This is a genomic window from Aquimarina spongiae, from assembly GCF_900141785.1.
GTDB lineage: Bacteria > Bacteroidota > Bacteroidia > Flavobacteriales > Flavobacteriaceae > Aquimarina > Aquimarina spongiae.
On sequence record NZ_FQYP01000010.1, the window covers coordinates 130,337 to 156,029 of the forward strand.

The following is a 25,693-nucleotide window of genomic DNA, read 5'->3' on the forward strand; positions in this document are numbered from 1 at the left end:
CTAGTACACCTCAAAACTAAACAAGTTATTTGAATTGACCAAATTTTTTTGATTTTTACATATTGCTCGATTGAGTATTAGCAGATATTACTCCAAGAAAAAACAAACCCCGCAGTAGAAAACTGCAGGGTTGCCATTATTTTCAAAGATTGATCTTTTTAGATCTCTCTATTACTATCAAAAGCTTCTAAGTAATCTTTTACTCGTTGCACAAACTGTCCTCCTAAAGCCCCATTCACCACTCTGTGATCATACGAATGCGATAAGAACATTTTGTATCGAATACCAATAAAATCTCCTTCTGGAGTCTCGATTACCGCAGGAACTTTGCGAATTGCTCCAAGAGCAAGTATCCCTACCTGCGGCTGATTAATGATTGGTGTACCCATAATACTACCAAAAGTTCCAACATTAGTCACCGTATAGGTACCATCTTGAATATCATCTGGCTTTAACTTATTATCACGAGCTCTACCCGCCAAATCATTAACAGCCTTAGTCATTCCCACAAGATTCAATTGATCTGCATTTTTAATCACAGGTACAATCAAATTCCCATCAGGCAATGCCGCTGCCATTCCTAAATTGATATTTTTCTTTTTAATAATACTATCTCCTGATACAGATATATTCATCATTGGGAAGTCTTTCAAGGCTTTTGCCACAGCCTCCATGAAGATCGGAGTAAATGTAAGGTTCTCTCCTTCTCGCTTCATAAAATCCCCCTTCACCTTCTTTCTCCAGTTCCAGATATTGGTTACATCTGCCTCGATAAACGATTGTACGTGTGCAGAAGTTTGTACAGATTCTACCATATGATGGGCAATTAGTTTACCCATACGTGTCATTTCTATAATTTCATCTTCTCCCGAAGCCACCACAGGTGCTGCCTTTGGAGTTTCTGCTTTTTTAACTGGTGTTGCCGCAGATTTCTCTGCAGCCACTTTTGCAGGTACAGCTACAGCTGGTGCTACCTTACCATTTTTGCGATCCTCTACAAATTGCAAAATATCATTTTTGGTAACTCGACCATCTTTTCCTGTGCCTTGCAACGCCTCAAGTTCTGCTAGAGATATTCCTTCTGCAGTTGCGATATTTTTAACTAAAGGAGAATAAAACTTACTCCCTTCTGAGAAGTCAGTTGCAGTAGCACTAACTGCTTCTGCAGTTTCAGCCATCTGAGTTTCGATAACAGCCGCTTCTGCAGGAACTTCAGCAGGCGCCTCTTCTACCGCAGTCGACGATCCAGAATCAGGAACATCCGCTCCTTCAGTTTCGATAACGGCAATAGTTTGACCTACCTGTACTACATCGTCCACATCAAATAGTTTCTCAACTAGTACACCTTCTACCTCACTAGGCACTTCACTATCTACCTTGTCTGTTGCGATTTCTACCACAGCATCATCCAGTTCGATAGTATCTCCAACTTCTTTTAACCAAGTTGTTATTGTTGCTTCTGCAACACTTTCACCCATTTTTGGAAGTTTTAGCTCAAATTTTGCCATATTCTTAATCCAAAGTGTTTAAATGTTATATTTTTTGCGAATTTAATTAAAATAAAGCTTTAAAATTAGTTTTTCTATATTAAAGTTTATTTAAAATGTGATCACTTCTCCCTTTCCATCACTAAAATCACTCCCCAAAATATAGTCACAATCTGCTGGTCGTATTTTGAAAGTGACATTTTGTTTATTCAACAATTCCATTTGTTTAATAATCTCAAGATAAGACATAAAATCGCCATCAAAGATAATCTCGATATTCTTATCTCCCAAATCTTCTCTCTCTATTGTAGAAACTCTTACCAATTCAGTATTCAATTTTGATGCAATATTGGTACTCAATACTTCATTTTCTGAAATCAAATAATACTGTGTTACTTCTCTTCTATTCTTCTTAAAATCTTTAAATGAATGTATAAAAGATACCATTCTTATTCCCACAGAAACCATAAAATCAAGAACGCGATTACTCCTAAAATGTTTGCTGTAAAACAATCGCATGGCTCCGTAGAAAATCATTACCAAGTCAGCATTACGATCAACACTTTCTCCTTTATAATGCAAAGCCGTAATGTTACCTAAATAATAATTAAGTAATCCCATTTTCTTAACTCTATAGGACAAATCCAGGTCTTCACCATATAAAAAGTAATCATCATCAAAACCACCAACTGATAGATAATGATCTTTTTTGATCAGCATAAATGCACTATCCAAAACATCGACTCTTCCTATCTCTCTTTCTTGAATATGATCGGCAAAATAGCTTTTTACAAATCGCGTACGAATTCCTAAAAGTCTTTTTAATGAGGTTAGCGGTGCAGGGATATTACGTTTACTTTCCCGAAGAAAGTTCCCCTTACCACTGATTAATCTGGGGCCTACTAACCCAACATGTGGTAGTTGTGTTGCCTTTTTCAAAAGATTTGGAAATACATTGTCCGGAATAATAGTATCCGGATTGAGAAAACACAGAAATCTTCCACTAGAAACACCGACTCCTTTATTGTTTGCTTTGGCCAACCCAAGGTTGCTATTGTTTTCCAGCAATAATACTTCAGGAAACTTATCTCGAATCATTTGACAACTATCATCTGTAGAATTGTTGTCGACAACTATGACTTCAGAATCTTCTGCAACGATTACTTCTCTTAGACTCAATAGACATTGTTCTAAGAAATATTGCACATTATAATTTACTATGATTACCGATAGTCTCAGGTTACTTACTTTTCTGTAACAAGTTAGGAATTCTTCAGGGCGTTTTCAAAAGGAATTCTATTCATGATACTTCTACCCAAAGTAACTTCGTCTGCATACTCTAACTCATCATTAACTCCAATACCCCGAGCGATCGTGGATATTTTCACTTCTAGCCCTTCCAGTTGTCTATAGATATAAAAATTTGTTGTATCCCCTTCCATAGTGGCGCTAAGCGCAAAAATGAGTTCTTTAATTTCTCCTGATTTCACTTTTTCTACCAAAGAGCTAATTTTCAAATCTTGAGGACCAATACCATCCAACGGGCTTATTTTCCCTCCCAACACATGATACAAACCTCTGTATTGCCCCGTGCTTTCGATAGCCATAACATCTCGAATATCTTCTACCACACAAACAAGTTCCTTTTCTCGACTAGGATTACTACAAATATCACAGATTTCTACATCACTAATACTATGGCATTTTTTACAGAACTTGATTTCTTTTCTTAATTGACCCAACGCCAAGGTTAAATGTTCTGTTTGAGCCTCTGGTTGCCTTAATAAATGAAGTACTAATCTCAAAGCCGTTCGTTTCCCGATACCTGGCAATTGAGACATTTCGTATACTGCGTTTTCCAATAATTTTGAAGAGAATTCCATAGCGCAACAAATTTAGCATTTTTTAATGCATATTCCTTCTTAAATACTGATTGTTTATAAGCTTCAATTAAAAGCATTTTTCTACTTTTACCTTAAAAGAAAAACAATGTTTGATTCACTTTCGGGAGAAACTCAGCTTATCTTGATGGTCATTGGGATTGCCGTTTTATTTGCAATCGTATCTTGGAATACCAAGAACAATAAGCGCAAACTGTATGATCGTGATAAACGAAATTTCAAAAAAAATTACTTCAAAAAGAAAGAAAAAGAGCAATAAGAAACTAATTTCATATGAAAATATACACAAAAACAGGGGACAAAGGCACTACCGCCCTTTTTGGAGGCACGCGAGTCCCTAAGCATCATATTCGAATCGACAGCTATGGAACGGTCGACGAATTGAATTCTCATATTGGATTGATCAGAGATCAAGATATCGATGAGCTTAGCAAACAAGTTTTGGTTACTATACAGGACAAACTTTTCACCGTTGGCGCTGTGTTGGCTACAGATCCTGAAAAAGCAATGCTAAAAAGTGGTAAAAAACGATTGAACATCCCTACCATAGCCGATGAAGACATCGAATTATTAGAAAATGAAATGGATCGAATGAATGAAGCTTTACCGCCAATGACACATTTTGTACTACCAGGAGGGCATCAAACTGTGTCATTCTGTCATATAGCCCGCTGTGTATGCCGTAGAGCAGAACGTTTGGCTACTGCACTATATGAATTAGAGCCTTTTGAAGGCACTACCTTACAATATTTAAACCGACTATCTGACTATCTTTTTGTACTGGCACGAAAGTTGTCCCACGATTTGAAAGCAGAAGAAATAAAATGGATTCCTAGCAAGAATTCTTAAAATTAAAAATAGCTGCAAAATTAATAAGGGGAAACCCCAGAAAATCACGTTCTTATAATTATTGTTTAAATAATTAATTTTTTACTTGACTTTTTAAACTAAAAAATTATTTTTGCAGAAAATTAAACCAGTAAACCTATGTATTGGACTTTAGAACTAGCATCCTATCTGAGTGATGCACCTTGGCCAGCTACAAAAGACGAATTAATTGATTACGCAATTCGTACTGGAGCACCTTTGGAAGTTGTGGAGAATTTGCAAGCGATTGAAGATGAAGGAGATTCTTATGATTCGATAGAAGAGATATGGCCCGATTATCCTACAGACGAAGATTATCTTTGGAATGAGGATGAATATTAAAAAAATGAAATAGTTATAAAAGTCTCGCAAGAGGCTTTTTTTTTGCGTAAATTACGCCACTTAGATTACGATTTTTGATCGTAAAAATATTGTATAATTTGACCTGATTGGTCGTGAGATAATTTCGCTAATCCCGAGATCTGGGACTTGACTCGAATGACCCGAACAGTTGGACCTTCCAACCAGTTGTGTTTAAAACAAACATCTCAATAAACATATAACCATAAATTATGGGAATTTTAGATTCTGTATTAAAAGTATTTGTAGGAGATAAATCCAAAAAAGATATTAAAGAGATTCAGCCAAAAGTTGAATTGATCAAAAAAGCTGAAAAAGGACTTGAAGGATTATCACATGATGAACTGCGTGCAAAAACAGAAGCATTCAAAAAACAGATTGATGATGCCAGAAAAGATATTCAATCTAAAATTGAAAAACTTCAGGAAGAGGCAAATACTGAAGAAGACATCGACAAAAAAGAAGATATCTACGCAGAAATCGACAAGCTAAAGGACGATGCTTACGAAGCTACAGAAAATGCATTAAATGACATTCTACCTGAAGCCTATGCTGTCGTTAAAGAAACGGCAAAGCGTTTTGCTAATAATGAAACCATAGAAGTAAGTGCTTCTACCTACGATAGAGAACTTTCTGGAACAAAAGATTACATCACACTAGATAATGACAAAGCAATTTGGTCTACAAGCTGGGATGCTGCTGGTAAAGAGGTGAAATGGGATATGATCCATTATGATGTTCAGCTTATAGGTGGTATTGCTATGCACGAAGGTAAAATTGCAGAAATGCAGACAGGTGAGGGTAAAACTTTGGTAGCAACCCTACCGGTATATCTTAATGCACTTTCTGGAAATGGAGTACACCTGGTAACCGTAAATGATTACCTGGCTCGTCGTGATAGCGAATGGATGGCTCCTATATTTCAGTTTCATGGACTTACTGTAGATTGTATCGATAATCACAGACCTAATTCGACGGAACGTAGAGCAGCTTATAACGCAGATATTACTTACGGTACCAATAACGAATTTGGTTTTGATTATTTGCGTGATAATATGTCTCATGCTCCTGAAGATTTGGTACAACGTCCACATAACTATGCCATCATTGACGAGGTAGATTCTGTTTTGATTGATGATGCACGTACCCCATTGATTATTTCCGGCCCAATACCAAAAGGGGATATCCATGAGTTTGATCAGCTAAAACCAAAGGTTGCAGATATTGTTGCTGTTCAACAAAAATATTTGACCACTGTTCTTGCTGAAGCTAAGAAGCTAATCAAAGAAGGAGATAACAAAGAAGGTGGTTTTAAATTACTACAGGTATATAGAGGTATTCCAAAAAACAAAGCCTTAATTAAGTTTTTGAGTGAAGAAGGAGTAAAACAACTGCTTCAAAAAACAGAAAACTTCTACATGCAGGATAACAATCGTGAGATGCATAAGATTGATGCCGACCTGTATTATGTAATCGAAGAGAAGAACAATCAAATAGATCTTACCGACAAAGGTGTCGAATATCTTTCTGGAAAAGAAAACCCAGATTTCTTCGTACTTCCTCAAATTGGTATGGAAATCGCCAAAATTGAAGAATTAGGATTATCTAAGGAAGAAGAGGCAGAAAAGAAAGAAGATCTTTTTAGAGATTATAGCGTAAAAAGTGAACGTATTCACACCTTAAGGCAATTATTAAAAGCATATTCATTATTCGAAAAAGATGTGGAGTATGTGGTAATGGATAATAAGGTAAAGATCGTTGACGAACAGACTGGACGTATTATGGATGGTCGTCGTTATAGCGATGGTTTGCACCAGGCGATTGAAGCTAAAGAAAATGTAAAGATCGAGGATGCTACGCAGACCTTTGCTACGGTTACTTTGCAGAACTACTTCAGAATGTATCGAAAGTTATCAGGTATGACCGGTACTGCGGTTACCGAAGCAGGTGAGCTTTGGGAAATCTATAAATTAGATGTGGTAGAAATCCCAACCAACCGACCTATAGCACGATATGATCGAGAAGATTTAGTATATAAAACAAAACGCGAAAAATACAATGCCGTTATCGAACAGGTAACCGAATTGTCTCACGCAGGTAGACCTGTATTAATCGGTACAACGTCTGTAGAAATTTCTGAGTTATTAAGTAGAATGCTTACCATCAGAAAGGTTCCACATAATGTACTGAACGCGAAATTGCATAAAAAAGAAGCAGATATTGTTGCCGAAGCAGGTAAACAAGGTATGGTTACTATAGCTACCAATATGGCTGGTAGGGGTACCGATATCAAGCTTTCTGATGCGGTAAAATCTGCTGGTGGACTTGCAATAATCGGTACAGAGCGCCATGATTCAAGACGTGTAGATCGTCAGTTAAGAGGTCGTTCTGGACGTCAGGGAGATCCGGGTAGCTCACAGTTCTACGTATCGCTAGAAGATAACCTTATGCGTTTATTTGGTTCTGAGCGTATCGCCAAAATGATGGATAGAATGGGATTAGAAGAAGGAGAAGTAATCCAACACTCTATGATCACAAAATCTATCGAGAGAGCTCAGAAAAAAGTAGAAGAAAACAACTTTGGTGTTCGTAAAAGACTCTTGGAATATGATGATGTAATGAACGCACAAAGAGAAGTGGTATACAAACGTAGATATCATGCACTATTTGGAGAACGTTTGCGTGTAGATATTGCTAATATGATCTATGACACTGCCGAAGTGATCACCGAATCCAACAAGAACGCTCAGGATTTCAAAAACTTTGAGTTTGAGTTGATACGTTATTTCTCTATGAGTAGTCCTATCTCTGCAGAAGAGTTTGAAAAAATGGATGCTCAAAAAATTGCAGGACAAGTATACAAAGCAGCTTATGATCACTATCAGGACAAAATGAAGCGTAATGCAGAAACTGCATTTCCAGTGATCAAACAAGTCTATGAAGACCCTTCTAGCAATTACGAAAGAATCCTTGTACCGTTTACAGATGGGGTAAAGAGTCTGAACGTTGCTACAGATCTTAAAAAAGCCTATGATTCTGAAGGGAAACAGCTGATCACTGATTTTGAAAAGAACATCACACTAGCCATTATCGATGATGCCTGGAAAACTCATCTTCGTAAAATGGATGAACTAAAACAAAGTGTACAGCTTGCCGTTCACGAACAAAAAGATCCGTTGTTGATTTACAAATTCGAAGCTTTTGAGTTGTTTAAAGCAATGATCGAAGAAGTAAATAAAGATGTGATTTCTTTCTTATTCAAAGGAGAATTGCCTACTGGTAATACGCAAGACATCTCTGAAGCTCGCCAGGTAAGAAGAAAAGAAAATCTGGAAACCAGCAAAGAAGAGATTCCAAATATGGATGAGCGTGCCGCTATGAATAGAGCTGCTGGTCAAACACAACAACAACCACAAGTAACAGAGACTATTGTAAGAGAGCAACCTAAAATTGGTCGTAACGATAGAGTTACCATTAAGCACGTAATGAGTGGTGAAAATAAAACCTTGAAGTATAAGCAAGCCATTCCTCTGATCGAAAAAGGAGAATGGGTATTGATCAACGAATAAGAAGTTACAAAACTTTATAAAAAAACCTGCAGTAAGAACTGCAGGTTTTTTTTATGTTTTTTGAACTGATTTATGACACGGATTTTTTGTACATAGTAAAAAACAAAAAAGGCAAATATCCCGTAGCAAATATAAACGCCCCCGCCAACAAAAGGACACTAGCCCCTTGCCAATGTAAGAATTTAAACAATCCAGACAAACCTATCACAGTTCCTGAAACACAGCCCATAATGATCTTTAGTCGTTCTGACAAAGAACGAGCTATTGCCAACTTGAATTTATCAAAAGTATATAAAGGCAGAAATACAAAAAGCAATAACAGAAATCCTACTGTAAATAGCATATTAGCATAAGGGTAGTGCAACACTTTGAAAGTAATACCTCCTGTAAGCGTAAATGCTCCTACAAAACCAATTAGATACATAAGTCTTTTCATCATAAGTATTCGTTTATAGTTTAATAAAAAAATTGTTTTTTGTTCGATCTCATTTAGGCCATTAGGAGCTAACTCCATCAAAGCCTTTTGCAAAGCCATTTCAAAAGGTTCTCCTTTCTTTATTCGGATTTCTACTACACAACATAGATGATCCAAAATATCATCACTCAAAGACTTTATTTTTAACCCATCTTTATCTAGAACTTCAATAATCTTGCGTTCCTGTTCATCAGTAAGTCTCATGAAATCTTTAACTGCGGGTTAATAACTTTGCTTATGGTTGCTATAAAATCTTGCAACTCTTCCAAATAATGTACTTTTTCCTCTTTTCCTTTTTTGGTGAGCAAGTAATATTTCCGAATTCTTTTGCCGATATATACTTCCTCGCAAGTCAACAAGCCCTCTTTTTTCATCTTTTGTAATGCAGGATACAACGAACCATCCTTAAGCAAAATTTTGCCATCAGACAACTCCTTTACTTTCTGAAAAATCTCATAGCCGTACATACGTCCATTTTCAGCAAGGATATTTAATACAATTACCGAAAGGGTTCCTTTTAAAAGTTCTTTTGAATACATAGATCAAATATACATAAAAAAACAATACATCATAATTCTATGTATTTAAATTTGAAAATACCTCATTCAGAAACAACGATTTCATCAGCCTATCATAAAAAAAGAAGCGGATCCAAATTGGATCCGCTTCTTTTATATTTTTGTTTGAGTTGTAAAACTCCCCTGATGAATTTTCTTATAGTTCGCTAAGGTTGTTCTGAGTTTCGATAAACTTTTCAACGATTACTGAATCACCGTTGTTATTTTCTAATAAGTAAACTCCAACTGGTAATAAACTTAAATCGATAACATTGGTAGTTTTTGATAAAACGTGCACTGTATCTTTTACTTCAAACAACTTTAATTTATCTCCTTCTTCAAAGTTTAATACAGTAACAATATCTCCATCTCTATGGATGTCTAGTAGATTTTGATTAGTATCTACATAATTCTTGATAAACCCTTCTTCAACATCTGTGCTCTCTCCTGCATCAGCCATCATACTATCTTCTACCTCAAAATTTTCATCCTGAGCAAAAACAGCTCCTTCGATCATTAACTCTTCTTCTAAACGGTCGATAACTACAGATTGACCTTGACTGTTCTCCAAAATATAAGAACCTACTGGCAACTGACTTAAATCGATATGAGAATAAGACTTTGATAAGATATGATCTCCAGTTTCAACTTCGAATAACTTTAATTTATCTCCTTCTTCGAAATCCATTACTTCAACAACCAAACCATCCTGCTTTACAACAAGACCATTGTCATCTTTAGCAATACAAACAAGAGATAAAAATAAACTGAATAATAGTGTAATCGTTTTCATCATTTTTGGGGCTTTGTAGTTAAGAAACTACGGTTTTACCATACAAGGATACAGCGAAATAATTGTGTTACCAACTAGAAATCAAGTTTTTAGATCAAATACGCCGTATTTTCGTCAAAATACCAAAAAAGAATAAAAATATATTTAAATATTTGATTTTCAAATATTTACATATTGTAAGTGTCGCTAAAAAACACAATAAACTAGATCAAATACACAAAACACACTAAATCAAGCACTTAAAACTAGTTCATATCCACATAGTTTTATCGATTATGTACACATAAGACAGCCTAATCATACTTGTATAATTAAACAAAATGGTTCCAAATGTGATAATTCTGAGGTGTTTTTCACCTAATTTTAAGTAGTAGATTAGGATCAGGGCAATTGTTTTGATACCTAGATAATTCACTTTTACTGGATACTCCTGGATAATCTCCAGAGTTTCCTTCCAGATCTTTCATAATCTGAAAATGTAAATGCGGAGCATAATCTCCATTTACAGATGCATCGCCTAATCTGGCAATAACATCACCTGCTCGAACCTCCTGACCAATGGCAATATGATCCAACGAAGCCACACTAAGATGACCATATAAGGTATAAAAAGTTATTTCGGGATAATTATGTTCCAAAATAATAGTAGGACCGTAATCCCCATAATTCTTATTGTTTTTGTAGCTATGTATTCTTCCTGGAATTGGAGCCAAAATTTCTGTACCCGCATCACACCAAACATCTAATCCCAAATGAATATTTCTCTCGGTTACAGGATCTTGCTGGTTAAAATGAGTGCTTCGACGATACATTGATCGCACTTCCAAATATCCACCATAAGCTACCTGAGCATTATGTTGTTTTAGAAAATCTACAATATAATCATCAAATGCTGATGATGATGAAACATCTATGGCATCCAGCTCTTTATTGGACTCGGACAGGTCTATGGCTAAATAATCATCTTTTGAAAATACGGAAGATACTACAGGAACAAAATTATCGGTCAATTGACCTAAAAAATCTTTAAACGTTGTACTGTTCATTTAAGCACTTTTTGAAATGGTTTTAGGTTCTTTGGATATCCAATTTTTAGGAAGTTGTTTCAATAACGCCTTTCTGAAATCATGATAATCCACAGTAATGGTATGTCTTGGTGTATTAATTTGCCTGTAATGTGGATGGGTAACTTCTCGCTCACATAACTTCTCAATATTTTGAGGCATCTTCCACTCCCCAGTCAAATAGTTTGCCAAAATCTTACTTTGCAACTCTGATCCCGGCCAAATACAACCTAACGGCTGAAACATCCCCACAAAGAACAAATCATGATGTTTTGGGTGAAACATTTTGAGATATAAAGGCACTGGACCATCACTATAATCGACAAAAGAATCCTTAAAGAAGGAATGCTTCAAAACAAAACCCGTACACGCAATAATTACGTCAAAATCTTCCTTGGTACCATCTTTAAAATGCACAGTATTATCATCCAAACATTCTATATCTACTTTAGGATGAACTTTACCATGTCTTATTTTGTACAATAACTCATCATTAATGGTAGGATGAGTTTCTCCAAATTTAGTTTTTACCTCCTGTAGCCCATATAATTTATTTTTTCCTATAAGAAGGTTCAGTAATCGATCGTTAAGCCAACTTCTTATTTTTACAGGCAACCAGGCAGATCTTGCGCCCACGATGTCCGAGGGTAACCCAAAAAAGAATTTTGGAATAATACGATACCCCCTTCTCCAACTTATACTTGTTTTCTCACTCACTCGACTGGTTTCTACGGCTACATCACAAGCAGAATTCCCTCCTCCAATAACTAACACTCTTTTTCCTGCAAATGGTGACGCTTTTTTGTAGTGATGCGAATGCATAAAGGAACCGCTAAAATTCCCTGGATACTCCGGCATTCTAGGCACAGAATGATGGCCGTTACAGGCTACCAAATCGGTAAATACTTCTACACGCTCTTGATTATGTTGTTTGATAGTAACATGCCATTCATTATCTCCTTTTTTATCGCAATGTAGTACGCTAGTTCCAAATTCGATATGAGGATAGAGGTCAAAATAGCGAGCATAGGCTTGAAAATACCTCCTTAACTCATCATGCGATGGATAATCGGCCACCGTTTTATCAAAATCGTCAAAAGTATAATCCTCATATTGTGATAATGTTTTAGAGCTAATAATATGAGTGGTCTCGAAAACACTGGAGTGGCTTTCATCTTCAGAATAAATCCAGTTACCTCCTACTTCTTTGTTCTGATCATAACAAACCACAGATAGTCCTTTGTCAATCAAATTTTTGAGTGTCGTGATCCCACTTGGACCAGCCCCTATTATACAGACCCTTTTTTGCATACCAATGTATAATAATTAATTAGGGTATGTAAAATAGAGAATGTAACGGAGTTTAAAAAATCTTTTAAAAGATTAGTTGTATATATACAGTCGAACTATAAAGAAAAACTCTTATCTATTCTTCTTTTTAGAATTGGGATTTGTACAAAAAATAATATGGAGAAGAACAAAATCCCATACAAGGTGGTCTTATAAAGTGTAAAGTCTTTAAAAGGGTTATTTATCAACTTCCCCTTTAGTTGTAAAGAAGAAAGATCTATCTTATCCAAAATCGATGTATTGTTATCAGTTAAAAATGCAAGACTCAAAACCAAACCAAAAATTAATGTTCCTATCCAAAACCAGGCTCTTTTAGAAATAAGAGGTGTATAGACGATAGGCTCCTGTGCATTCAACCTTTTAATATCACGCATCACATTGATAGAGAAACCCGACGAGGGACGTTCTATTCCTGCCTCTTTTACTAAACGTTTTACGTCATTAAATTGCTCTTCCATTTTTATTGCTTATTTCTGGTAAAACATAATGTTTCAGTATCGAATATAACTTTTTTCTACTACGAAACAGTTTTATTTTTACATTATCTGCTGTTAACCCCACAATATCAGCTATTTCCTTTATATTCTTTTCTTCAAAATAATAAAGTGTTACTAATACTGCCGTTTCTTGTGGTAGTTTTAAGATACTCTCTGCTATGATTTTTTTTCGTTCTTGTTCTTGTAAATAGCTCAATGCATCAGTAACCAGTTCTATATCTCCTTCATTAATCTCCTCTATCAATTCTGAAGTTATTAATCTCTTATTCGATTTCACCAAATCCAGGCTTTTTCGATAGGCTATCGTATATAACCAAGTCGAAAATTTAGCTTCTCCTCTATACTTAGCTAAAGACTCATACGCTTTGACAAAGGTGTCCTGAGCCACTTCTTCTGCCTGTTCCTTATTTTTAACCACCCTATACACCACAGTATACACCAAATTCTGATATCGTTCTACCAGTATCGAAAACGCGTTTATATCGCCTTCTAGCACTTTTTGGATATAATATTGGTCTGGTTGATGGTTCATTTATCTATGAGACGACATTCATTTAACTACGGTTACACCTAATACTCAAAAAAGGTAATAATTTTTATTTCACTTTTTTTGTAACCGCTCCAAACATTTGCCCGTCATAATGAAAAAACGAACAGTAATCTAAATTTTAAAATCAACATTATGAGTTTTATTGAAGCATTAATACCATTATCAATTTTTGGTTGCATTTTTGGAATATTCTACCTCTTTATAGCTGCCAGAAATAAAGAAAGAATGGCATTGATTGAGAAAGGAGCAGACGCCTCTATCTTCTACAGTAGTAAAGAAAAAAGAGTAACACCTTTTTGGAAAGTGTTTATCTTGAATTTCTCATTACTATTAATGGGTATAGGTTCAGGTATTTTTATCGCGGGACTCTTGCATCAAGTAATTGGTCTAAATCGTGAAGTTGCATATCCCGGAACTATTTTCTTAATGGCAGGTGTTGGATTATTCGTAGGTTTCAACATGACTAAAAATCTAGAGAAATAAAAACAATACCCTTAGATCACAAACAAAAAAGCCTATCCGCTTGGATAGGCTTTACACATTTTATATAGCATTTCCTACATTTCTGCTACTTGATCTTTATCCACAAACTTTTCTACAACTACAGAATCACCTCTGTCGTTTTCTAGTACGTAAACACCAGCTGGTAATTGGCTAAGGTCTACAAAGTTTGTTGTTTTTGTTAAAACGTGAACTGTATTTTTTACTTCAAATAATTTTATTTTGTCTCCTTCTTCGAAATCCTGTACGGTAATAACATCGCCCTCTCTTGTAATCGCTAAAAGATTGGTTTCTGCGTTATCGTAGTAATGCATGTACTCCTGCTCAACATCAATCTCCGCAGGAACCATAGCTCGAGCACTATCTCTTTCTAATAAAAAATCATTGTGAATTGCATTGATAGCTCCATCCACCTTTAACTCTTCTTCCATTCTATCAATTACAACAGATTGTCCTTCATTGTTTTCTAAAAGGTAAGATCCTATTGGTAGTTGACTTAAATCGATCTCACTATGGGTTTTAGAAAGAATATGTTCTCCAGTCTCAATCTCAAACAATTTGATTTTATCTCCTTCTTCAAAATCCAATACAACCACAACTAGACCATCTTTCTCTACTTTAAGATCGCCATCACTAATGTTTGCATAACTATTTAAGAATAGAAATAAACTAAAAATACATGGTATTAATTTCATCTTATCTAGGGTTTTTGAATAATGCTTTGTCCTCCCCCTGTTACGGGTTTACCATACAATGATATTACTTAAATATGGCTAAACAAACTAAAAAACAGACTTTTAGATCAAATGAATTCGATACTCGATAAAAAACACAAAAAATGTTAAATTTAAGTTATTTAAAGTTTAACTTCATGTATATCAGTATTTTACATTTAAAGAGTCGGGGAAATAATAGATTAAATGCATTTTTGTAAGGATCAAAGACAAAACGCGACCAAGGTTCTTACGCTTTTTTTGTAGAAAAACAAAAACAGTCAACGCCTAAACACTAAAAAAGCCCCATCGATCTGCACCGATGAAGCTTTTTTATAATTAACACTACAATTATTATGAAAAATATTTATTCTTTACTTAAAATCACATTACTATATTTAGCATTAACAGTAATCAGCTTGTCCGTATCTCGTGTACCTTGATACCCATTGATAAAAACGTTTCCAAAATTACTTCTGGTATTAATTTCCAGCGTTTTGGGCAATCCAATTTTACTGCGAGACCCAGTATACGAAAGATTAAAAGGTGTTTTAGGTAACTTCAATCGAAAATCACTATTCTGAACGGCTAAATCCAACGTTTTGAAAGAACTTCCTAAATTCGCAATGGTTACTGTTCCAAAACTTGCAGCTATGGCTCCGTTTTCATCCATTTGCTGAATAAAGATGTTACTCGAATCTGAGTTTACCAAAAGATTTTTAGCAGTCTGAATTCTACAATTCTTTACATAATTCACCACAAGCCTTCCATCATTCCATTGCCTTACAAATACAGGAGAATAAGATGCTTTTATAAATGTTTTATTTCCATCAATCACATTGGCTGACAATCTAGTATGTGATAAGGATGCTTTTACATTATATGACCTTTCTGCAAGTTGCACTGCTCCATGACGAATGTTTAGTTTCAACTTTGCATTTTTAGGCATTTTCACTTTGATCACCTTACTGGTTCCTTTGGTATTAGGTCGTGTAGCTGTATACTGATAAACCGTTACATTCGACGTTCCTTGTTGCTGATTTTGTATATCTCTGACAAACTGTGAAGCCCACGCTTCCATTTGCCTACCATACTGCTCTCCCCACTCTAATTTGATTTGTAAATCCCCGGAAATAGTACCATTCTTTTCTAACTGTTGCGCTAGCTTTTGCTTTTCTTTTTCGATTTCATCACTGAATTTCTCTCGAATTTGACTCTCCCACTGCTGCACATACTTCTCGTCCTGTTCCGAATACTTTTTGTTAGAGAGATTCACATTAGACTGCTGCTCATTTGAAAGCGAATTAGGCATCGGATTATTCTCTATATTTTTAATAAGAGGCTTAAGCAGGTCTGAAATAGCAGGATTCAACTTTCTTAAATCTTCTTCACTAATCGTAAAATTTGATGCAGTAACTTTTCCAGACCATAAATTTCCCGCTCTGGAGTTGATCGTAATATTTTGATCATCCCCTAATACATCCAACTGCCAACTTTCTATAATCCTTCTGCTATTTTCGTCATCTAGGCTCTCTCCTTCTACATAAGCTTCAATCCCAATTTCATTTCTATTCCAGGTTTCAAAAACAACATTGGTATGGCTGGTATTCAGGTTTAACACAACATTAGAAGCAACAGAAATCCGTTCATTAAGTTTCTCTTGTCTATCCTGAGCTAGCAATCCTGTAACACAAAGACTAAGAATGCAAAATGTAATACTGCTAAGCTTGTATTTCGTCATATCCTTCGTTCTCAATTTTTTCTAATTCTTCAAGTTTTTCTTTTAATTGTTCTAATAATGAAAGTCTAAGCGTTAGATTCTCCTTCATAGCTTCAATACTCTCTAAGTTTGGCCCAACTTCCATCAATTCTTTATTTAAGTTCTGGTATTCTTTATCAAGATTACTCAAACGCACCTTAAAACTTTCTACTAATTCTCTGTTTTTATCATTGACCGTAATTTCGGATAATTGAAATTTAATACTGGTCAACAAATAGTTTTCTACCTTTTCATATTCTGGGTGCATATCAGCCAACCCAGAGGATTGCTTATTCAACACTACGGTAGCATTTTTGGTATTTTCAGTATCTACTACCTCAGTACCAGTATTTTCCTTATCGCCAAATTGGTTAAATGCGGTGATAGAAATGGAAAAAATAATAGCCACACTGGCTGCAATTTTAAGCCAGCCATAATTAGACGATTTAGTTTTCCGCTCAGGTAACTCCTTCTCTAATCTAGCCATAAAACGAGCTTGATGTCCATCTTGCAATCGTTCAGAAGGGATAGCTTTATCTTGTCTCAACAGCTCTCTAATATCTTGTGCCATCTTTCAAATGTTTTAGTTGGTCCTGTAGTTGCTTTTTTCCTCTATGTACTAAAGTCCTAGAAGCAACCGGAGTGATATCTAATATTTCACTTATTTCGTTATGATCATACCCTTCTATTAAAAATAGCATTACTGCATATTTATATTTTTCAGGTAATCTTTCTATAGCTTTCTTTACTTCATCTACGGTAACCGAATCTGAAACAGACCAATCATTCTGCTCTTCTACTGTCGTCATTACCTGTTCATTTATCGCCACCATATTCATCTTTTTGGCTTTAAGCATATCAATGCTCTTATTAATTACAATTCGTTTAAGCCAAGCACCAAAAGTAACATCACCTGTAAATTGATGTAATCTCGTAAAAGCCTTGATGAAAGATTCTTGCATAGCCTCCTCTGCCTCAAATGGATCTTTGAGGAATCGTAAAGCCACATAATACATACCATCGCAGTACTTATTATAAAGCTTCATCTGTGCTCTGCGGTCATTCGCTCTACACTGTTCTATTAGCTCGCTTTGTAACAAACTTCCTTTACTTTTGGTTAGTGATTCTAATTAAAAACTGTTTCTAATTGTATTCATTTATATAGACGAATACAAAAGCCTAGGTGTTGCAAAATTATGTATAAAATCGAAACAAAATAATCAAACAATTGAATATCAAATAATTAATAAATATTTAACTACTCTCAAAGTAAGCTTTTGTAAAGTAAATATACTATATAATACAACTTTTATTAAACTAAATTATTTAACCATGCATAAGCTAAAAAAAAGTCAGATTTACGAAGATCATGATGAAGTAAAAGATGTCTTCACACTTTTGGAGAAAAATATGAATTGTACCAATACGATAATCGATCAAATTGATTATTTACTGGAAAACAAGCATTTACCCGATTCAATATTAAAAATCCTTACTTCACTGAGAAACACCTGTGCAGTAAACATCATGAATATTGCCAGATTAACCCAATAAACCTATTACTTTTCTTCATAAGGATTAATAGCATTTAGATCCCAAAAAAGACTATCTTTAATCAATCAAAGATTAACTTTTATGTCTAGATCACTAAAACGAGTGCTATTAATCCTTGCCGGCCTTTTTATTTTCGGTTTTGCCGGCTTACAATTGATAAAATACAATACCAAAAAACATAGCCCAGAAGAAGCCTTTACTCATAATGCTGGTAATGTCAATTTTGAGATTTATTATAACAGGCCCTACAAAAAGGATAGGGAAATTTTTGGCAATTTGGTCCCTTTTGGTGAAGTATGGAGAACCGGAGCAAATGAGGCTACGACTTTTACCACCGATAAAGACGTTATGGTAGATGGCACACAACTACCCGCAGGGACGTATACATTATGGACTATCCCCAATAAAGATTCTTGGAAAGTTATTTTTAATAATAAAATGTACGATTGGGGAGTGAGTTTCAATGATGGAAAAGCTACCCGAGATCCGCAATACGATCAACTCATTGTTGAAGTTCCTGTACAACCTCTTTTAAATGTGGTAGAGCAATTCTCCATTTATTTTCAAAATGCAAATGGATTTACCCTCATGTTCTTGGCTTGGGATCAAACCGCCGTTGCTATTCCGATAAAAGTATAATTTTAGTTTAAGGAGTAATAAAAGATATATTAACTGTTAGGAATTTATAACTTTGCCTTAAAATCAGTCTGTGTCTAAAGCACCCAACAAACATCCTCAATCGATCTCAAAAGTTCCTGAAAGCACCAAGAACGATGCTATTGATCGCTTTAAAAGGAAACGCCAAAAAAAAGTAAGCGTCCAAACCATTTTTGAAGGAATTTTGGCCAAAGATACTACGGCATTAAGTCGCGGTATTACTTTGATCGAAAGCACACAGGAGGATCATACCACGCAAGCACAACAACTCATAGAAAAATGTCTACCTCACTCCAATAAGGCCGTTAGGGTTGGTATTACAGGAGTACCGGGAGTAGGAAAAAGTACATTCATTGAAGCCTTAGGCGATCTTTTGATTCAAAAAGGAAAAAAAGTTGCTGTTCTGGCCGTTGATCCTAGCAGTACAATTTCGAAGGGTAGTATATTAGGAGATAAAACCAGAATGGAATCTTTGGTGAGGTCTCGAGATGCTTTTATTCGTCCTTCCCCTTCTGGTAGTTCTCTAGGAGGAGTTGCTCAGAAGACCAGAGAATCTATAATTCTTTGCGAAGCTGCTGGGTATGATGTAATTATTATTGAAACGGTTGGAGTTGGACAAAGCGAAACGGCAGTACATAGTATGGTGGATTTCTTTTTGCTTTTAAAATTGGCTGGAGCCGGAGATGAACTTCAAGGTATCAAAAGAGGGATTATAGAAATGGCAGATACCATAGTGATCAATAAAGCAGATGGTGATAATCAAAAACGTGCACGTGAGGCAAAGAATCAGTTCAGGAAAGCCTTGCATCTGTTCCCTCTTGCAGAAAGCACATGGTCTCCCCAGGTAATGACCTGTAGTGCCCTAAAAAAAGAAGGGATTGAAGAGATCTGGAAGGTCATTCTGGATTATTTGGACATCACCAAAAAGAATGGCTTTTTTGAAGAGAATCGGATTCAACAAAACAAGTTCTGGTTACTACAGACTATAGAAGAACAATTGAAAACATCATTTTTTAACAACCCAGAGGTAAAAAAAGAAATGAATACTCAGATGGAAGCAGTACAACAGCTTAAAACCTCTCCTTTTACTGCTGCCAAATATTTACTCAACCTAGGCAAGAAGCAATAAAGTGCTATTTTGATTTTTCCTTAAATCCAAATCGATATGCATACCCCAGACTTAACTCAGAAAAATCTGCCTGACCCAAATTGGAATTAATTGTAGCCCCAAGAAATACATTGTTTTTTGGTGATTTGGAAGTATTAAATAGATAATATCTTATTCCCATCCTCCCAGTAATGGTTCTTTTTATCCGATAATAAGAATTCAACTCTCCTAACCTGGCATATTGTCCCTGGTAAAAAAATCCCTGACTCAATTGCCATTCAATCTTATAAAAAGGTTTGTAAATATTTATCCCAAAATCAAACAAGATTCCTACGTGTCCCAGGAAGAGCTCTGCACTTCCAAAAAAACCAAAGTTTGTTGCATAACGAAATGGGTGTTCTTTGTACTCTGGCACCTGTTCGCTTATGAGTTCTCCATCTTCTCGTATATGATCATAGTAGTGCTCATAAAACCGATAATACGCCCCTATTCCAAACTTATACGTTTTATTGATAATCTTACCTCCTGAAAGAGCTACGGAATATACCTCTTTCTTATCATTAAAAATTCTGGAAAGCACATTTTGCCCAATACCAGCTCTGAAAGAAAAATAATTCTCTGAGTATCGTTTCTTTTTGGGCACTGGTATCCCACTCTTTTCCTGAGATACTGCTGGTTGTTTTCCTATTTCAGAAGATATATTGATCAAGAAAGAGTTCAGTCCTTGATTGGGTAACCGAGTATGTCCGTTAGAAAAATGCGCATATCCTATCCCCAAACGCCAATTGATGTTTCTCCGTTTTAAAAAATCATAATATAAAAATGAACGGAAAGTCCAATTGACTTTGGTAGTAACCGCAAGATTAAATGGATTCGTTTCGGGATCGTATTGCGTATCGAGATAAGCTGCTCCCATACCTACATTTACATTCCACCGGTCTGAACGTTTTTTAAATAAACCAAACTCAACAAATGGTAGAACCGAATATGCCAACCCTAATTTGTCGGTATTACCAAAATCTGTAATTCCTAAAGAAAGACCTGTTTTGGGGTAACCTAACTCTGCTGCCCATCGTTGATCACTTGATTGATTGTAACCGCCTATACTTACAAATAAGGATTTTTGCAGGTCTGTTTTAGGGAAGCCTGTATTTGCCTCCATCGTTTTTCCTAGAGCTAGTTCTGGAATGATAAAAAAAGATCTGGAATTCTTTTTACCTGATTGCTGTGCATAAAGTGATACTCCCACAAAAAACAGGAGTAAATATTTTTTCTTAAACAATATAAATGCGGTTTTATAACCTAATTGTATCCAAAAGGCTCTTAAAGGTTTGGTTGTTGTTAACTTGTTTTTTCCCCAGCATATATCTATCCAAATACGGATATCAGCATGAGGAAATATACAAATAAAAATAAATTTGCATTAGTTAGGCAGAAACAACCAAGCTTGTTTACAGAAAATAATCTTCGATTATTCTTCTGCCCCCTCCATATCCTTTACCTCAGGAGCACCCACATTTTCAGGAATATTGTCGGTGGTATCGTCATCATCAAAGGCTTGCATTGTATCCGATAATCTTTTACTTATTTTTACCAGATATGCGGTATCTTCTGTTCGTACTTCTACAGCTTCGATCAGCTCATTGTGATGATTTTTGAAAGAAATGATATCTCTATCGGCATAGCCATCAGGAAACTTTTGTACAAGAAGGTTTAAAATGTCTTTATTCAGTTTTTTAAAATCAACAATTACTCTTCTCATGGGTTTGCAGGTTTAGTTAGTTATAATAACAGGGTTAAAACGAAGGTCTACTTTTAATTCTATTACTAAACTTGAGGAAAATTATAGTTACTTTACCCCCAAGGAATCTTCTAATTGGGCTGGTTCCCATAACACAGCTGTAATGCTATTACAAGTCTACTTAAAATTATTGAAATTTTTGAAGAAACAAGTTTAAAAATCAGATTATTTTTTCGGTTTTTTACTTGTTAAAAAAATCAAAACTTATCAGGATAATAACGTCAATTCAAAACTTTTTAAGACATTTAATAGTACACCATTACATTTTATTACTACTAAAAATTTTTCCAAAGAAAAACGAACTATTATGAGATTTGATTTCAGCAAAAACAGTTTACTCTATATTTCACTGGGAATCCTCCTATTTTTTTCATTTTTCTTATATTTTTTTACCGTTGAAACCTATGATGGAATAGAGTCCTTTTCCATATTGATACGACAGCTATTTGGGAGGTTTTATCTTTGGTTGGGATTGATTTGTGTAGTATTATTAGTCATGCTAGCCATTTCTAAATGGGGAAGTAAAAAATTGGGTTCCTCTACCGATAGACCTCAATTCTCAAGGTTGGCATGGATATCCATGTTATACAGCGCAGGCATGGGTGCCGGAATTTTATTACGGGCAGTGCAGGAGCCCGTGTATATGATGAATAATCCCCCAATAAACACCAGTGCCAAGACGAGTACTATAGCACTCGAATACACTTTTTATCAATGGGGATTTACCGCCTGGGCCTTTTATGCAATCTTTGCCATAGTAGTAGGGTATTATTTATTCGTTCACTCCAAAAAAGTATTGTCAAGCAGTGCTTTTTCCTCAATATCAAAATTGGTCCCCTCTGGAGTTGCTCAGAGTATCATTTTTGGGAGTATCGATATCCTTGCTATCCTTACCACCGTTTTCGGATTGGTGGCGGCCATAGGACTCGGTACTACCCAAACCGAAGGAGGGTTGACTCATATATTAAACCATGACATAGGATTAACAGGAACTATTTTGGTCCTATTACTCATTTCAGTATTGGCATTTATATCGGTGTTTAGAGGAGTTAACAAAGGCATTAAAATCATTTCTACCTGGAATATCTATATCACCATAGGTCTATTACTCTTTGTATTTGTACAAAGTGATATCCTTTCGGTAATCTACCAATTTTTTAATGCATTATTTCACTACATCATTGATTTTATACCTCTTAGTTTAGCGTACGGCCGGTATAACCCAGGCGAAGCGTTTCTTACGGATTGGACCTACTATTATTGGGCGTTTTGGCTGGCCTGGGCTCCATTTACTGGCATTTTTATTGCCAGAATTTCTAAAGGAAGAACTCTTAGAGAAATTATACTAGGAGTACTTTTTATTCCCTCTCTAGGTACTTTTTTTTGGTTTACTACCTTTGGGCAATCTGCTTTTGATATCATAGAACACCTAGGAAATTATCAAGGGCAATTTGACAACGTATTTACTTCTATTTTTATCTTTTTTGAAAATTATCCCTTACAAAGTTTTATAAATGCATTAACCATATTGCTCTTGATCAGTTTTTTGGTCACTTCACTAGATTCTGCCATTTTTGTGCTCAGCATGTTCACTGATGATGGCAAACAAGAACCTTCAAAAAAACATCGTTTATTATGGAGTATTGTTCTCACAATTTTTGCTATTGGAATCATTTTGTTGGGTAATGCTAAAGCCGAAATCAATGTATTGATTGCCATGCAAAAACTACTCATTATCACATCTTTACCTTTTTCGTTACTTATGGTGATAATGATTATATTATTCTTTAGGGATTTTAAAAAGAAAAGACCTGTTGAAAAAACTTAATAATAGCGAGTTTTTAACGTTATCTATGTCGGGATCTGAAATGACATGAAGCAGTTTTTACAAAAAAAATGGGTAAAGTGGCCCTCGTTGGGCCTTGGGATTATTGTACTGGGGTTTATCGGTTTTTACCTTTCTATCTATCTGGGTGCGTGGGGCAAATTACCAACCAAACAGGAATTAGGTACGCTTAAACAGGCTCAGGCAACTCAGGTATTAGCTAAGGACGGACAACTAATTGGCAAGTATTACATCTATGATAGACAACCTATCACATATGCAGATCTTCCTGAACATTTGATTAATGCGCTTATCGCAACGGAAGATGTTCGGTTTTATGAGCACGATGGTGTGGATAACAAAAGTTTATTGCGTGTATTTTTCAAAAGTATCTTATTAAGAGATAAATCTTCTGGCGGTGGTAGTACAATTACTTTGCAATTAGCTAAGAATCTTTATGGGCGGAAAAAATATCGAATATTCAGTACGGTTATTAACAAACTAAAAGAATCTATTATTGCTCAAAGGATAGAGGAAATTTACACCAAACAAGAAATACTGGTACTGTACTTTAACACTGTACCTTTTCCGGATAACACCTACGGTATAGAAAGTGCTGCTCAAAAGTTTTTTAATAAAACCACCTCTCAACTTACCTTATCGCAATCGGCAACTTTGATTGGCACCCTAAAAGCAAATCATAGTTACAACCCTCGTCTTTTTCCAGAACGAAGTCAGTTAAGAAGAGATGTAGTCCTCAAACAAATGGTCAAATATGGATACATCTTATCTCAAAAAGCAGACAAGACAATGAGCAAAAGTATAGCGTTGGATTATCAATATTTTAATCATGACCTTGGACTTGCTCCATATTTCAGAGAAGAGGTAAAAAAAGAGCTTCTCAAAATCATGGAACATCATAAAAAACTCGACGGTAATGATTATGATATCTACAATGATGGCCTGGTGGTTTACACTACTTTGGATTTCAAGATGCAAGCCTTGGCAGAAGAAGCTATGAAAGAACATCTAAAAAGTCTACAAAAACAATATGAAACATCGTACGGGGATCAAGCACCATGGAAGGACAAGGGATTACTCAAGAATATCATCCGGAAACAAAAAACATATAAAAAGTGGACTGAAGAGGGGTTGACAGAATCTCAAATATTGGATTCTTTATCTAAGGAAAAAGAAATTGAACTTTTTGAATGGAGTGGAGATAGTACCAAAAAAGTTTCTTCTATAGATAGCACTCAACACTATCTTAAATTTTTAAATACCGGGATGATCGCTGTAGCACCTTCTACTGGAGCGGTACAAGTCTATATTGGCGGTATTGATTATCGTCATTTTAAATACGATCATGTATCACAAAGTAAAAGGCAAGTTGGATCGACTTTTAAACCTTTTGTGTATACCGCAGCCATAGAAGACGGTATGAAACCGTGTACTTATTTTTCAACCAAATCGATTACCTATACAGATCTAGAGGATTGGACTCCTAAAAATTCATCAAAAGAAGAAGATCCATATCTCAATTTCAGTCTGGAGACTGCACTAAGTCAATCTGTTAACACAGTAGCCGTAAAAGTTCTTAACGAAGTGGGAATCCCCAAAGTGGTAGATCAGGTAAGAAAATTAGGCATCACCGATTCGCTGTCAGAAAAACCCGCTATGGCTTTAGGCACTGATGGTATTCCTTTAAAATCTCTTGCTGGAGCCTATGCCAGTTTCGTAAACGAAAGTAAACCAGTAACCCCATTTTACATCACAAAAATTGAAGATAAAAATGGTAATCTCATACAATCTTTCGAACCCAAAATAAAGGATACCTTAGCATACTCCGCATATACACGACAAGTAATGCTGCAGATGATGAGAGCAACCGTAAATAAAGGAACGGCTTCAAGAATACGGAATTCTTATAAGTTGAATAATGATATTGCCGGAAAGACGGGAACCACCCAAGACAATAAGGATGGCTGGTTTGTAGGGATCACTCCCAAACTTGTAACAGTTACCTGGGTAGGTAATGATAACTACAATATTGGTTTTAAAACCACCGCTATGGGTCAGGGAGCAAATACGGCTTTACCTATTTTTGCAAAGCTATATCAAGAAATGAATAAAGATGCTAGTTTTGACTTCATCACCAAAGCCAAATTTGAGAAACTCACTGAAGAAATTCTGGATGATCTGGATTGTAAACCCGAAAAGCGTGATAGTTTCTTAAAACGATTATTTAGCAAAAAGCAGAAAAAGAAAAAATTCAGAAAAAATTAGAAATCAAGGCTCAAAAAGG

At 35.5% G+C, this 25,693-nt stretch carries 26 protein-coding genes; 10 read left to right on the forward strand and 16 right to left on the reverse strand.

Annotated features, from left to right (window positions below; all coding sequences use genetic code 11):
• Window positions 1-158: 158 nt before the first annotated feature.
• From BUE24_RS20710 to recR, 3 genes are all read right to left on the reverse strand, one after another.
• Entirely contained in the window at window positions 159-1,508 is a 1,350-nt protein-coding gene (locus BUE24_RS20710) for a dihydrolipoamide acetyltransferase family protein (RefSeq protein ID WP_073320592.1), read from the reverse strand.
• A gap of 90 nt (window positions 1,509-1,598) precedes the next feature.
• Window positions 1,599-2,726, reverse strand: coding sequence for a glycosyltransferase (locus tag BUE24_RS20715; protein WP_073320595.1), 1,128 nt, complete (start codon window positions 2,724-2,726; stop codon window positions 1,599-1,601).
• Window positions 2,727-2,749: 23 nt separating this feature from the next.
• Complete coding sequence (gene recR, locus BUE24_RS20720) at window positions 2,750-3,370, reverse strand: recombination mediator RecR (RefSeq protein ID WP_073320598.1); 621 nt, start codon at window positions 3,368-3,370, stop codon at window positions 2,750-2,752.
• A gap of 106 nt (window positions 3,371-3,476) precedes the next feature.
• Here recR and BUE24_RS24095 point away from each other — a divergent pair, with 106 nt between their 5' ends.
• The 4 genes from BUE24_RS24095 to secA all read left to right on the forward strand — a co-directional run bounded on the left by BUE24_RS24095 (window position 3,477) and on the right by secA (window position 8,184).
• Complete coding sequence (locus BUE24_RS24095; protein WP_170864647.1) at window positions 3,477-3,647, forward strand: hypothetical protein; 171 nt, start codon at window positions 3,477-3,479, stop codon at window positions 3,645-3,647.
• A 14-nt stretch (window positions 3,648-3,661) separates the two neighbouring features.
• A complete protein-coding gene (locus BUE24_RS20725) occupies window positions 3,662-4,237 on the forward strand; it encodes a cob(I)yrinic acid a,c-diamide adenosyltransferase (RefSeq protein ID WP_073320601.1) in 576 nt (191 codons plus the stop codon).
• 138 nt (window positions 4,238-4,375) lie between these two features.
• A complete protein-coding gene (locus tag BUE24_RS20730; protein ID WP_008272287.1) occupies window positions 4,376-4,597 on the forward strand; it encodes a DUF2795 domain-containing protein in 222 nt (73 codons plus the stop codon).
• Between the two features lie 230 nt (window positions 4,598-4,827).
• A complete protein-coding gene (secA, locus tag BUE24_RS20735) occupies window positions 4,828-8,184 on the forward strand; it encodes a preprotein translocase subunit SecA (RefSeq protein ID WP_073320605.1) in 3,357 nt (1,118 codons plus the stop codon).
• A gap of 70 nt (window positions 8,185-8,254) precedes the next feature.
• Here the strand turns inward: secA and BUE24_RS20740 are convergent, their stop codons facing one another.
• From BUE24_RS20740 to BUE24_RS20770, 7 genes are all read right to left on the reverse strand, one after another.
• Window positions 8,255-8,863, reverse strand: a complete 609-nt coding sequence (locus tag BUE24_RS20740; RefSeq protein ID WP_073320608.1) for a hypothetical protein — start codon at window positions 8,861-8,863, stop codon at window positions 8,255-8,257.
• Window positions 8,860-9,198, reverse strand: a complete 339-nt coding sequence (locus tag BUE24_RS20745) for a PadR family transcriptional regulator (protein ID WP_073320612.1) — start codon at window positions 9,196-9,198, stop codon at window positions 8,860-8,862. The genes BUE24_RS20740 and BUE24_RS20745 overlap by 4 nt, the downstream gene beginning before the upstream one ends.
• Window positions 9,199-9,373: 175 nt before the next feature.
• On the reverse strand, window positions 9,374-10,012 hold the full coding sequence (locus BUE24_RS20750; RefSeq protein WP_139242074.1) for a hypothetical protein: 639 nt from the start codon (window positions 10,010-10,012) through the stop codon (window positions 9,374-9,376).
• 350 nt (window positions 10,013-10,362) lie between these two features.
• Window positions 10,363-11,055, reverse strand: a complete 693-nt coding sequence (locus tag BUE24_RS20755) for a peptidoglycan DD-metalloendopeptidase family protein (protein ID WP_073320618.1) — start codon at window positions 11,053-11,055, stop codon at window positions 10,363-10,365.
• Window positions 11,056-12,384: a flavin-containing monooxygenase gene (locus tag BUE24_RS20760; protein ID WP_073320621.1), complete on the reverse strand. Its 1,329-nt coding sequence runs from the start codon at window positions 12,382-12,384 to the stop codon at window positions 11,056-11,058.
• 95 nt (window positions 12,385-12,479) lie between these two features.
• Window positions 12,480-12,881 (reverse strand): hypothetical protein, encoded by a 402-nt coding sequence (locus BUE24_RS20765; protein ID WP_073320624.1) that lies wholly within the window; start codon window positions 12,879-12,881, stop codon window positions 12,480-12,482.
• Window positions 12,865-13,452, reverse strand: coding sequence for an RNA polymerase sigma factor (locus BUE24_RS20770; RefSeq protein WP_073320627.1), 588 nt, complete (start codon window positions 13,450-13,452; stop codon window positions 12,865-12,867). The genes BUE24_RS20765 and BUE24_RS20770 overlap by 17 nt, the downstream gene beginning before the upstream one ends.
• A 150-nt stretch (window positions 13,453-13,602) precedes the next feature.
• Here BUE24_RS20770 and BUE24_RS20775 point away from each other — a divergent pair, with 150 nt between their 5' ends.
• Window positions 13,603-13,953 carry a DUF6249 domain-containing protein gene (locus BUE24_RS20775; protein ID WP_073320630.1) on the forward strand — a complete coding sequence of 117 codons (351 nt, stop codon included), beginning with the start codon at window positions 13,603-13,605 and terminating at the stop codon, window positions 13,951-13,953.
• A 74-nt stretch (window positions 13,954-14,027) separates the two neighbouring features.
• Here BUE24_RS20775 and BUE24_RS20780 read toward each other — a convergent pair whose 3' ends face one another.
• From BUE24_RS20780 to BUE24_RS20795, 4 genes are all read right to left on the reverse strand, one after another.
• Entirely contained in the window at window positions 14,028-14,666 is a 639-nt protein-coding gene (locus tag BUE24_RS20780; protein ID WP_073320633.1) for a hypothetical protein, read from the reverse strand.
• Between the two features lie 385 nt (window positions 14,667-15,051).
• A complete protein-coding gene (locus BUE24_RS20785) occupies window positions 15,052-16,425 on the reverse strand; it encodes a hypothetical protein (RefSeq protein WP_073320636.1) in 1,374 nt (457 codons plus the stop codon).
• Window positions 16,406-17,014: a hypothetical protein gene (locus BUE24_RS20790; protein WP_073320639.1), complete on the reverse strand. Its 609-nt coding sequence runs from the start codon at window positions 17,012-17,014 to the stop codon at window positions 16,406-16,408. Before BUE24_RS20790 ends, BUE24_RS20785 begins: the two co-directional genes overlap by 20 nt.
• Window positions 16,998-17,489 carry an RNA polymerase sigma factor gene (locus BUE24_RS20795; RefSeq protein WP_084549644.1) on the reverse strand — a complete coding sequence of 164 codons (492 nt, stop codon included), beginning with the start codon at window positions 17,487-17,489 and terminating at the stop codon, window positions 16,998-17,000. Before BUE24_RS20795 ends, BUE24_RS20790 begins: the two co-directional genes overlap by 17 nt.
• Window positions 17,490-17,775: 286 nt before the next feature.
• Here BUE24_RS20795 and BUE24_RS20800 point away from each other — a divergent pair, with 286 nt between their 5' ends.
• The 3 genes from BUE24_RS20800 (at window position 17,776) to meaB (ending at window position 19,783) form a co-directional block, all read left to right on the forward strand.
• Complete coding sequence (locus BUE24_RS20800; RefSeq protein ID WP_073320645.1) at window positions 17,776-17,997, forward strand: hypothetical protein; 222 nt, start codon at window positions 17,776-17,778, stop codon at window positions 17,995-17,997.
• A gap of 81 nt (window positions 17,998-18,078) precedes the next feature.
• The gene (locus tag BUE24_RS20805) at window positions 18,079-18,636 is read left to right on the forward strand and encodes a DUF2911 domain-containing protein (RefSeq protein ID WP_073320648.1); all 558 of its coding nucleotides are present in this window, start codon (window positions 18,079-18,081) and stop codon (window positions 18,634-18,636) included.
• Between the two features lie 70 nt (window positions 18,637-18,706).
• Entirely contained in the window at window positions 18,707-19,783 is a 1,077-nt protein-coding gene (gene meaB, locus BUE24_RS20810) for a methylmalonyl Co-A mutase-associated GTPase MeaB (protein ID WP_073320651.1), read from the forward strand.
• A gap of 4 nt (window positions 19,784-19,787) precedes the next feature.
• Here the strand turns inward: meaB and BUE24_RS20815 are convergent, their stop codons facing one another.
• Complete coding sequence (locus tag BUE24_RS20815; RefSeq protein ID WP_073320654.1) at window positions 19,788-21,044, reverse strand: acyloxyacyl hydrolase; 1,257 nt, start codon at window positions 21,042-21,044, stop codon at window positions 19,788-19,790.
• 189 nt (window positions 21,045-21,233) lie between these two features.
• Window positions 21,234-21,524: a hypothetical protein gene (locus BUE24_RS20820; RefSeq protein WP_073320658.1), complete on the reverse strand. Its 291-nt coding sequence runs from the start codon at window positions 21,522-21,524 to the stop codon at window positions 21,234-21,236.
• Window positions 21,525-21,870: 346 nt separating this feature from the next.
• Between BUE24_RS20820 and BUE24_RS20825 the strand changes: the two genes are divergently transcribed.
• Entirely contained in the window at window positions 21,871-23,391 is a 1,521-nt protein-coding gene (locus BUE24_RS20825; protein WP_073320661.1) for a BCCT family transporter, read from the forward strand.
• Window positions 23,392-23,436: 45 nt separating this feature from the next.
• Entirely contained in the window at window positions 23,437-25,674 is a 2,238-nt protein-coding gene (locus BUE24_RS20830) for a transglycosylase domain-containing protein (RefSeq protein WP_073320664.1), read from the forward strand.
• The last annotated feature ends 19 nt before the right edge of the window (window positions 25,675-25,693 follow it).